The 10,249-nt window shown below is 74.6% G+C and carries 10 protein-coding genes; 5 read left to right on the forward strand and 5 right to left on the reverse strand.

The window, feature by feature from the left end; genetic code table 11:
• Together E2E34_RS25710 and E2E34_RS25715 are read right to left on the reverse strand one after the other, a co-directional pair.
• A partial coding sequence (locus E2E34_RS25710) for a MerR family transcriptional regulator (RefSeq protein WP_138904298.1) occupies positions 1 to 295 on the reverse strand: 295 nt, incomplete at its 3' end.
• A 321-nt stretch (positions 296 to 616) separates the two neighbouring features.
• On the reverse strand, positions 617 to 817 hold the full coding sequence (locus tag E2E34_RS25715; protein ID WP_138904299.1) for a hypothetical protein: 201 nt from the start codon (positions 815 to 817) through the stop codon (positions 617 to 619).
• 178 nt (positions 818 to 995) lie between these two features.
• Here E2E34_RS25715 and E2E34_RS25720 point away from each other — a divergent pair, with 178 nt between their 5' ends.
• Positions 996 to 1,304 carry a hypothetical protein gene (locus E2E34_RS25720; protein WP_138904300.1) on the forward strand — a complete coding sequence of 103 codons (309 nt, stop codon included), beginning with the start codon at positions 996 to 998 and terminating at the stop codon, positions 1,302 to 1,304.
• A 9-nt stretch (positions 1,305 to 1,313) separates the two neighbouring features.
• On the opposite strand, the gene E2E34_RS25725 is transcribed toward E2E34_RS25720, so the two are convergent.
• Positions 1,314 to 1,616: a type B 50S ribosomal protein L31 gene (locus E2E34_RS25725; RefSeq protein WP_138904301.1), complete on the reverse strand. Its 303-nt coding sequence runs from the start codon at positions 1,614 to 1,616 to the stop codon at positions 1,314 to 1,316.
• 88 nt (positions 1,617 to 1,704) lie between these two features.
• Positions 1,705 to 2,733 carry a GlxA family transcriptional regulator gene (locus tag E2E34_RS25730; RefSeq protein WP_138904302.1) on the reverse strand — a complete coding sequence of 343 codons (1,029 nt, stop codon included), beginning with the start codon at positions 2,731 to 2,733 and terminating at the stop codon, positions 1,705 to 1,707.
• Positions 2,734 to 2,805: 72 nt separating this feature from the next.
• On the opposite strand from E2E34_RS25730, the gene E2E34_RS25735 reads away from it, so the two are divergent.
• The 4 genes from E2E34_RS25735 to E2E34_RS25750 all read left to right on the forward strand — a co-directional run bounded on the left by E2E34_RS25735 (position 2,806) and on the right by E2E34_RS25750 (position 9,490).
• Complete coding sequence (locus tag E2E34_RS25735; protein WP_138904303.1) at positions 2,806 to 4,098, forward strand: MFS transporter; 1,293 nt, start codon at positions 2,806 to 2,808, stop codon at positions 4,096 to 4,098.
• A 116-nt stretch (positions 4,099 to 4,214) separates the two neighbouring features.
• The gene (locus E2E34_RS25740) at positions 4,215 to 8,165 is read left to right on the forward strand and encodes an nSTAND1 domain-containing NTPase (RefSeq protein WP_138904304.1); all 3,951 of its coding nucleotides are present in this window, start codon (positions 4,215 to 4,217) and stop codon (positions 8,163 to 8,165) included.
• Between the two features lie 13 nt (positions 8,166 to 8,178).
• Positions 8,179 to 9,039 (forward strand): C40 family peptidase, encoded by an 861-nt coding sequence (locus E2E34_RS25745; RefSeq protein ID WP_138904305.1) that lies wholly within the window; start codon positions 8,179 to 8,181, stop codon positions 9,037 to 9,039.
• Positions 9,040 to 9,097: 58 nt separating this feature from the next.
• The gene (locus E2E34_RS25750) at positions 9,098 to 9,490 is read left to right on the forward strand and encodes a hypothetical protein (RefSeq protein WP_138904306.1); all 393 of its coding nucleotides are present in this window, start codon (positions 9,098 to 9,100) and stop codon (positions 9,488 to 9,490) included.
• Between the two features lie 75 nt (positions 9,491 to 9,565).
• Here E2E34_RS25750 and E2E34_RS25755 read toward each other — a convergent pair whose 3' ends face one another.
• A complete protein-coding gene (locus tag E2E34_RS25755; protein WP_138904307.1) occupies positions 9,566 to 10,078 on the reverse strand; it encodes a GtrA family protein in 513 nt (170 codons plus the stop codon).
• Positions 10,079 to 10,249: the final 171 nt, after the last annotated feature.

The raw sequence follows: 10,249 nt of genomic DNA on the forward strand, positions 1-10,249 counted from the left end.
GGCCGGGCACCGTGGCGGGCCCGGGCCCCGGCTCCCCCTGGGACGCGTCCGGGGTTCGGGCCAGCCGGGCGGCCTCGGCCGGCGCGACGCCCCGCGCGGTCAGCCCGCACATGCGCTCCAGCACGGCCACGTCGGCGGGGGTCCAGCGCCGGTGCCTGCCGCCCTCTCGAGCGGCGGGCCCGAGCCTGTAGCGCCGGTCCCAGGACCGCAGGGTCGTCGGCGCGACACCGAGCCGCAGGGCGAGCGCCCCGGTGGTCAGTCCGGCGTCCTGCGAGGGCTGGCGTGCCACGTCCATGCACGGACGATACGACGCACAAACGACGCGAGTTGCCCGCTCCCGCGAGCCGGCCCGAAGGTGTTGTCGCGAGACGGCGGCAGGCCCGCGGTCCCGGGGCATCCGTGCGGTCGGCCGTACGGATGCCCCCGGGCGCACCGTACGGGGCAGGCCGCGCGAAGAGGCGTCACCGGAGCAGAGCGGCCCACGTGACGCCGAACCGGCCGCCCGGCCCGCTCCAGGGCTCCCCCCGGGGCCGGGCGGCTACGCACGCACTCCGCCCCGCACAGAGCGTTCTGTGCGGGGCGGAGTGCGTGCGTACCGGTGTGGTGTCGGAGCACTCTAAGGAAGCTGGGTGTCGAGCGCCGCCCGGCCCTCCTTCTCCAGCCGGCGCCGCGCCCACTCCAGAGTCGCCGGAGTCACGTCGCGCCCCGAGGAGAGCACCAGGTCCTCGGGCGTCACGTCGTCGGTGGCACCGGTGTGGAGCAGGCTGTCGGGGGTCACCTCCGACGGCTTCGGCCTCGAAACGGATTCCTCGCTCATACCGCCTCCTTGTTTCGTCGATCAGTCGGCATTCTGGTTCCCGCGTACCCGCGGCGCATCCGGTGAACATCTCCATGCTCCGCCCGTTCTCACGTTCCGGATGCGAGGGGCGCGCGCCTGCGGGAGCGTGGGCAATGTGGGCAGCCCAATCGGGCCAACGAGGCACGGAGTGGGACACATGAGCGAAGACAACACGGTTCCTCCCGAGGACGACGGCGTCCTCGACGCGCAGGACACGCTCGAGAGCGACGATCTGAAGTACGACCCGCTCGACGCCGGGATCGCGCCCCCCGAGCACTGGTCGCCCGCGGAGTTCTTCGGCAACACGGCGGAGGAGGCGCACCGGGGCGAGTCGCTGGACCAGCTTCTCTCCGAGGAGGAACCGGACGTCGATCCGGACGCCCTCGACGAGGACGAGGAGGACGACGAACTCAAGGGCCTGGACGAGGAGCTCGAAGGCCTCGACGAGGAACTGGAAGACATGTAGCCGCCGGCTCTACGCCGGCGTACGGCCCTGGCCGGCCGGACCGCCCTGCCCGTGCCCATCGTCCTGCCCTTCCTGCCCGTACCGCCGCTGGAACTGCGCGACCCGCCCCTCCGTGTCCACGGTCCGTGCCTTGCCGGTGTAGAACGGGTGGCTCTCCGAGGAGATCTCGACGTCGACGACGGGATACGTGTTGCCGTCGTCCCACTCGATGGTGTTCTCGCTGGTGGCCGTCGACCGGGTGAGGAACGCGTAGCCCGCGGCCCGGTCCCGGAAGACCACCTGCTGGTAGGAGATGCTGGCGTCCGGCTTCACGTCTGGCTCCTTGCCTCGTGGTGCGGGGAGTGCGCGCGTACGGATCGGGCCTTCTCAGGCTAAGCCGGACGGCGCCCGTCGGCATCCGTCACCGCCGCGCCCCGGGGCCGCCCGCCCCGCGGAAGGTGGCGCGGTAGGCGCTCGGCGAGATTCCCAGGGCGGCGTGCAGGTGCTGGCGCAGTGACACCGCCGTACCGAAGCCGACCGCCGCCGCCACCCGGTCGACCGGCAGGTCCGTCTCCTCCAGCAGCCGGCGCGCGCGGTCGACACGCTGTCCGGTGAGCCACTGGACCGGCGTCTGTCCGGCCTCCTCGCAGAACCGGCGCGAGAACGTGCGCGTACTCATCGCGGCGCGGTCGGCGAGCTCGCGCAGGCTGATCGGACGGTCCAGGTGCTCCAGCGCCCAGGTGCGGGCGGGTTCGGTCGACGACCGGCGCGGGGGCGTGACGGGGAGCGGGATGTACTGGGCCTGGCCGCCGTCGCGGTGCGGCGGCACGACGGTCCCGCGCGCCACCTCGTTGGCGACCCGTGAGCCGTGGTCGGCGCGGATCATGTGCAGGCACAGGTCGATGCCGGAGGCGACGCCCGCCGCCGTGAGGACGCCGTCGTCGTCGGTGTAGAGCACGTCCGGGTCGACCCGCACGCGCGGGTGCAGCCGTTGGAGATCGGCGGCCGAACGCCAGTGCGTCGTGGCGCGCTTCCCGTCGAGGAGTCCGGCCGCCGCGAGGACGAAGGAGCCGGTGCAGATGGAGGCGACGCGGGCGCCGGGACGGATGCGGTGCAGGGCCTTCGCCATCGCGGGCGCGAGACGGGGCACCGCGCGGGGGGTGTAGTCCTCGTCGGAGGCCGGGACGATCACGGTGTCGGCCTCGGCGAGGAGGTCCGTGCCGTGCGCGACATGGACGGTGACGTCGGCGTCCGTGCGCAGGTCGCCGGGTTCCGGGGTGCACGTCAGGACCTCGTAGAGCCGCTCGCCCGCCGGGGACAGGGCTTGGCCGAAGAGCCGGTGGACGATGCCCAGTTCCATGGTGAGCAGCCCGTCGCGGACGAGTACGGCCACCCGGTGGGGGTCTCCCGCGCCGGTGAACGCCGACGGGGCGGGGTGCTGGTCCGGCATGGCGAGATTCTTTCACACCATGGCCATCCGGCCACTGGTCCGGGGCGCGCCACCGGGCGCAGTGTCGGAGGCATGGTTGTGATCAAGGAAAGTCCGAGCAAGCGGCCGCCGGTGCGGACGCGGGTGCACCGGGCCTGGCTGGTCGCCGCCGTCGCCGGCCTGGCGATCGTCGTGGCCGGGGCCTTCACCACCATGGCGGGCCTGCTGGCCGGCCCCATGCACCGGGAGTTCGGTTGGTCGCGCGCGACGATCGGGTTCGGCGCGTCGGTGAACATGGTCCTGTACGGCCTGACCGCGCCGTTCGCGGCGGCCCTGATGGACCGCTTCGGCATGCGCAGGGTCGTCGGCGGCGCGCTGGCGGCCGTCGCGGCGGGGGCGCTGTTCACATCGGTGATGACGGAGCCCTGGCAGTACGTAGTGGGGTGGGGCTTTCTCGTCGGAACGGGCTGCGGGTCGATGGCGATGGCGTTCGCCGCGACCGTGACCGACCGCTGGTTCGCGCGCCGCCGCGGCCTGGTCACCGGCGCGCTCACGGCGGCCGGTGTGTTCGGGCAGTTCGTGTTCCTGCCGTTGCTGTCCTGGATGGTCGAACGGTACGCGTGGCGCGCCGCGACGGTGACGCTCGTGGTGGCGGCGCTGGCGGCGCTGCCGCTCGTACTCCTGGTGCTGCGCGATCGTCCGACGGATGTCGGACTACGGCCGTACGGGGCTCTGGAGAACGAGGACGCGTCCCGGGAACGGTACGCGGCCGTTCCCGGGACGGCCCGTCGGACCGTTCACGTGCTCGCACGGTCGGCGCGCACGGGTCCGTTCTGGCTGCTGGCGGCGACGTTCGCGATCTGCGGCGCGTCCACGAACGGCGTCATGTGGCCCCACTTCACCCCCGCCGCGCACGACCACGGCATGCCCGCGACGGCCGCCTCCTCACTGCTCGCCACGATCGGCGTGTTCAACATCGCGGGAACGCTCGCTTCCGGCTGGCTGACCGACCGGTTCGCCCCCCGGCGGCTGCTCGCCGCGTACTACGCGCTGCGCGGCCTCACCCTCCTCGCCCTGCCCCTGCTGCTGACGGCGCACGTCGGAGCGCCGCTGGTCGCCTTCGCCGTCCTCTTCGGACTCCTGGACGTCGCCACGGTGCCGCCGACCATGGCGCTGTGCCGCGAGGTGTACGGCGCGGACAGCGCGATCGTGTTCGGCTGGGTCGCGGCCGCGCACCAATTGGGCGCCGGCCTGGCGGCGTTCGCGGGTGGCGTGGCGCGGGACGCGTTCGGTTCGTACGACCCGCTGTGGGTGGGCGTCGGCGCGCTGTGCGGGACGGGCGCCCTGCTGGCGCTGACGGTCGTACGGCCGCGGACGGCGGCCTGAGGAGGACCCGGCTCCCTACCCCGGCACCGGGACCATCAAGCCACGGTCATCAGAATTCAGGCAAAAGCGTTACTACAGAAGGAAACTGACTGTAATCGACCTGTACGGTGCCCGGCATGGACGGGGTTCGGGGCGCATGCTCCTTCGGGGAAGAACTGCGGCGCCTGCGGGGCGAGCGGGGCATCTCGCTCACGGCGCTCGCCCGGTCGATCCACTACAGCAAGGGCTACCTCAGCAAGATCGAGAACGGCGGCAAGCCGCCCACGCCCGACGTGGCCAGACGCTGCGACGAGGCACTGGACGCCGGCGGCGCCCTGCTGCGGCTGGTCGCCGACGTACCGGCGGCGCGCCGCCCGCCCGCGCCGTCACCGTCGGCAGCGGGGCCGGCCGCGACCTCGCAACTGCCGGGCCCCGCCGACGCGGTGTGCCCGTACCGGGGCCTCGCCGCCTTCGGTCCCGAGCACGCGCAGTGGTTCTTCGGGCGGGAGCGGGCGACGGCCGAGCTGGTCGGCCGGCTCGCCGAACGGGCCGGCACGGGGCCTCTGGCGGTCGTCGCCTCCTCGGGGGCCGGCAAGTCGTCACTGCTGCGGGCCGGTCTGGTGCCCGCGCTGCGGCGCGGCGCGCTGCCCGTCGAGGGTTCGAGCGGCTGGCCGGTCGTGGTGTGCACGCCCACCGCGCACCCGCTCAAGGAGCTGCTGCGCTGTGTGACCGAGGCGCTCGGGCCGGGGCTCGCGGTGAGCCCGGAGTCGATGCGGGCCCGGCCCCGGGGACTGGCCGACGCCGTACGGGGGCTGCTGACGGCACGCCGGCTGGTGCTGCTGGTGGACCAGTTCGAGGAGACGTTCACGCTGTGCGCGGACGAGGCGGAGCGGCGCGCGTTCGTCGCGGCGCTGTCCGCGCTCGCCGTCCCGGCGGACACCGACGGGGACGAAGCACCGCCCCCGGGTGTCGTGGTGCTGGGGGTACGGGCCGACTTCAGCGGCCGGTGCCTCGACCACCCGGAGCTGGCCGCCGTCTTCTCGCACGGCCTGTTCGCGCTCGGCCCGATGACCGGCGCCGAACTGCGCGAGTCCATCACGCTTCCCGCCCGGCGGGCCGGGCTGACCCTGGAGGCGGGCCTGGTGGGCCTGCTGCTCCGCGACGTGGGAGCCGCCGGCACCGGCCGGGGCGGCGGCCAGGACGACCTGGCGCCCGCCTCCCCCGGCGCCCTGCCCCTGCTCGCCCACGCCCTGCTGGTCACCTGGCAGCAGCGCACCGGCCGCACGCTCACCGTCGCGGGGTACGAGACGACCGGCGGCATCCACGGCGCCATCGCCCGGACGGCCGAGGCGGTGTTCACCCGGCTGCGCCCCGCCGAACAGGAGATGGCGCGCCGGGTACTGGTGCGGCTGGTCCAGGTCGGCGCGGGCGACGGCGGTGGCGACGGGGGCGGCGACAGCGACACGGCGACCCGGCGCAGGGCGAGCCGTGAGCGGCTGCTGGAGCAACTGCCCGACCGGCACGCGGTGGAGACGGCGCTCGACGCGTTCGTCCGGGCCCGGCTCGTCACCGTCGACCGCGACGCGGTGGAGATCACCCACGAGGCGCTGCTGCGCGCCTGGCCCCGGCTGCGCGGCTGGATCGGCACCAACCGGGCCGGGCTGCTCCTCCACCAGCAGCTCGCCGAGGCCGCCGCCGAGTGGGTGCGCGAGGGCCGCGACCCCGGGCTGCTGTACCGGGGGACGCGGCTCGCGGCCGCGCGGGAGTGGGCGGAGCAGACCGACGGGCGGGCGGAACTCGGCCCGTACGAGCACGATTTCCTGGACGCGAGCCGGGCGCAGGAGGTGGCCGGGAAGGAGGCACAGCGGCGTCGGGTCCGCACCCACCGCAGGCTGCTGGTGCTGCTGGGGGCGCTGCTCGTCCTGGCGCTCCTCGCCGGCGGCACGGCGTTCCACCAGCGCTCGCGCGCGGTCGACGAGCGCCGGGTCGCCCAGTCCCAGGCGATGGCGGTACGGTCCGGCGCGTTGGCGTCGGGGCAGCCCGAGGCGTCGATGCGCCTGGCGGCCGAGGCGTACCGCACCGCGCCGACGACCGAGGCGCGCGGCGCGCTGCTGAGCACGCAGGCGCAGTACTTCGCCGGGCGTCTCGTCGGGCACACGGGGCCGGTCAACAGTGTGGCGTTCAGCCCCGACGACAGGCTGCTCGCGTCGGCCAGTTCGGACGGCACGGTGCGGCTGTGGGGCGGCGCGGACCACCGCCGCGCCGTGGACACGCTCATGGGTCACGGCGGCCCGGTGCTCTCCGTCGCGTTCAGCCCGGACGGGCGGCTCCTCGCGTCCGCCGGCGCCGACGGCACGGTGCGGCTGTGGGGCGCGGCCGACCGTCACCCGGCCGGGACCCTGCTCGGCCACGGAGGCGCCGTACGGTCGGTGTCCTTCGGCCCGGGCGGGCGGACCCTGGTGTCGGGCGGCGCGGACCGCACGGTGCGGGTCTGGGACGTGCCGCGCCGCCGGGAACTGGCGACGCTGCGGGGTCACCGGGACAGCGTGCACGGCGTCGCGTTCAGCCCGGACGGGCGCAGCGTCGCCTCCGGGAGCGCGGACCGCACGGTCAGGCTCTGGGACGCGGCCGGGCGCGGGACGCCGGTGACGCTGCGGGGGCACAGCGACGGCGTTCTGGGCATCGCGTTCAGCCCGGACGGGCGCGGGGTCGCCTCCGGGAGCGCGGACCGCACGGTCAGGCTCTGGGACGTCCGCCACCGGCGCTCCGAGGCCACCCTCACCGGACACAGCGACGACGTCAACGCGGTGGCGTACGGCGCGGACGGCGCCACCGTCGTCAGCGCCGGCGGGGAGGGGGTGGCGAAGGTGTGGGACACGGCGAGCCACCGGGTGACCGCCGCGCCGGCGGGGCACACCGACTACGCGCTGGGGGCCGCCGTCAGCGGCGGCCATCTCGTGGCGACGGCGGGCTTCGACCGGTCGGTGGTGCTGTGGGACCTGGACCGGGCGGCCCTGACGGCGCGCCCGTTCGCCGAGGCGTGGCAGTCCGCGGTCGCCCCGGACGGCCGGGTCGTGGCGTCCGCGAGCGTGGACCGTACGGTCAAGGTGTGGGACGTACGGCGGCACAGGCCGCTGACCACCCTCACCGGGCACACGGGTTCCGTGTTCGGCGTCGCCTTCTCCCCCGACGGCCGCCTCCTCGCCTCCGCGAGCGCCGACCGTACGCTCAAGCTCTGGGACGTACGCCGCCGCAGACCGCCGACCACCCTCACCGGGCACACGGGTTCCGTGTTCGGCGTCGCCTTCTCCCCCGACGGCCGCCTCCTCGCCTCCGCGAGCGCCGACCGCACGGTCAAGCTCTGGGACGTACGCCGCCACCGGCTGCTCACCACCCTCACGGGCCATCAGGACTTCGCGAACGCCGTCGCGTTCAGCCCGGACGGGCGGACGCTGGCGGCCGGCGGGGACGATCTGACCGTGCGGCTGTGGGACGTGGCGGACCGCGGGGCGCGCGGAGTGCTGCGGGGGCACTCGGGTTCGGTGCGCGGTGTGGCGTACAGCCGGGACGGGCGGACGCTGGCGAGCAGCGGCAACGACGGCACGGTGCGCCTGTGGGACACCGCCCGCCGGCGCCGCACCGCCACGCTCACCGGCCACAGCGGCGCGGTACGGGCGGTCGCGTTCGACCCCGGTGCGCGCACGGGCGCGGGCGGCGGGACGCTGGCGAGCAGCGGGAGCGACGGCACGGTGCGCCTGTGGGACACCGCGCGCCACAGGCTCACCGCCACGCTCACGGGCCACACCGGCGCGGTGTGGGGCGTCGCCTTCGACCCGCGGACGCGAGCCGTGGTCAGCAGCAGCAACGACGGCACCGTGCGGCTGTGGAACACCGACGTGAGAGCCGTTTCCCGGAGTGTTTCCCGTTTCCTGTCGCACCAGGAGACAGCTGAATCCTCGACAGCCGCGGGCTCCACGCCCCAGGCTCGAAGGGCCGGACCGAACGGCCCGAACGGGTCGAAACCGGCGAACGCGACGCACCCGGCCAAGCCTCGCGAGGCGACCGGCCGGACTCCTGACGGAACATGAACGGGGATCAGACATGCGCAACCGATGGAGAGCGGCGGCAGCGGCGGGGGCCGTCGCACTGTCGCTCGTCACCTGGCCCGCCGCCGCCGGGCAGCCCGCCCGGGCCGCGGCGCCGCGGGCGGCGGCCGCCGAAGGGTGCGACGTCCTCGCCCCCGGAGCCTCGGCGGCGGCCGAGAAGGCGGTACGCACCGCCTGTTCGCAGATCGGCGTCTGGTACACGTGGGGCGGCGGCCACGGTCCGGCGCCCGGACCCACCTACGGGACGGTGGATCCGACCGACCCGGCCAGCGAACACGACCCCCAGCGGCGCGGCTTCGACTGCTCCGGTCTGGTCAGGTACGCCTACGCCGAGGCGACCGGCCGGGACATCCTGAACGGCACCGCCCACAGCCAGTACCACACCCCGCACGCGACGGCCCGCTTCGGCGCGGCGGAGGGAACCGGGCCGCTGGTTCCCGGCGACCTGCTGGTCTGGGGCAACGCCCGCAAGGTCCACCACGTCGCGATCTACCTGGGCGCCGGGAAGATGGTCGAGGCCAGGCAGTCCGGCACCCGGATCACGGTCAGCGACGTGCGCACGGGCGGCGACTTCTTCGGGGCCGTGCGCGTCGACGGTTCGCCGGGGCAGGGCACGTTCAGCACGTGGGGGACGGACGTCTGGACGCACGTGGAGCCGTCCACGACGAGCGCCCGGGTGCACAAGTTCGCCGGCCCGACGTCCGTGCGCGTCCAGTGCCAGAAGCACGCGCAGTCCGTGACCGCCGAAGGCATCACCAACGACGCCTGGTCCTACCTCCCGGACCACAGGGCGTGGATCACCAACATCTACATCAAGGGCCCGGCCTGGCTCGACGGCGTGCCCACCTGCCGATAGCGCCCCTCACCACACCACCATCACCACACCACTAACACCACACCGCAAGGAGACAACGATGAACACGAACCCGAAGCTCACCCTGGCCAAGAAGCTCGCGATCACGCTCGCCGCGACCGCGCTGACGGCCGGCCTCGCGGGCGCCACGGCTCCCGCCACGGCCGCGCCCGCCGGACCGGCAGCCGAGTGCGGGGTCCGCTCGGACGGCAAGCTGTACTGCGGGAACCGGGCCGGAGCCAAGGGCTACGCGCACCGCTCGTACGCCTCGGCGGTGCGCGGGCAGATGAACACGACCTTCAGCTGGTTCTCCTGCTGGGGCCGTGGCGACAGCCACCCGGGCGGCAACAACATCTGGTACTGGACCAAGCTGGACAACGGCCAGTGGGGCAACATGGCGGCGGTGGACGTCCACACGTCGGTGGACCCGGCGCCCGGCCTGCGCGAGTGCTGACGGCGCGTCCCGAGTGAGCGGTGTGCCGCCCCCGGCCGACGGGGGGCGGCACACGTGCGTCGAGGCGGCCGGGAGCTACGCCGCGATGACCACGGCCGCCCTGTTGAGGGCCGGTTCGGCGGCCGGAGCGGTGGGGCCGGAGGTCGGAGCGGTGGGTCCGGCGGCCGGAGCCGGGCTTTCGGCGAAGACCACGAGCCGCAGGACCGCGAACCGGCCGACGCCCGCCAGAGCCGAAGCGCCGAGGTAGACCGCCTGCTCGGTGAGGACCGGGGGATCGGGCCGCAGGGCGTACAGGCCGAGCAGCGCACCGGTCGTGAACGCGTAGCCGACCAGGACGGTGAGACCGGACTGGAGGTGGACCGCCCAGCCGCTCCGCTCGCTGCGGAACGACACCCGGCCGTGCAGTTCGGTCGCCACGAGCGTGGACACGACGGTGACCAGGGCATTGGCGACGGCGAGCGGCATGCGCCCGTGGAGCAGCAGGAGCACACCGCTGGAGGCCAGCCCGACACCGCCGCCGCAGACGACGAAGCGCGCGAAGGCGAGGGCCGTCGGGCGAAGCGGACGCGGGTGCGTACGGGTGGTCACGGGGAGCCTCCGGGGAGCGGGTGGGCCGGTGCTCCGATTCCACCGCACGTCCCCCGGCGCGCACATCACCCGGACGGCAGGACCCGACCCCGACTCTTGTCGGGGTTCCGCCCACCGCGCCCCTAGGGCCGAACCCGGGCCCGGTGAGGTCTCCGTGGGGGGGTGGTGAAC

Source organism: Streptomyces albidochromogenes (genome assembly GCF_005981925.1).
Classification (GTDB): Bacteria; Actinomycetota; Actinomycetes; order Streptomycetales; family Streptomycetaceae; genus Streptomyces; species Streptomyces albidochromogenes.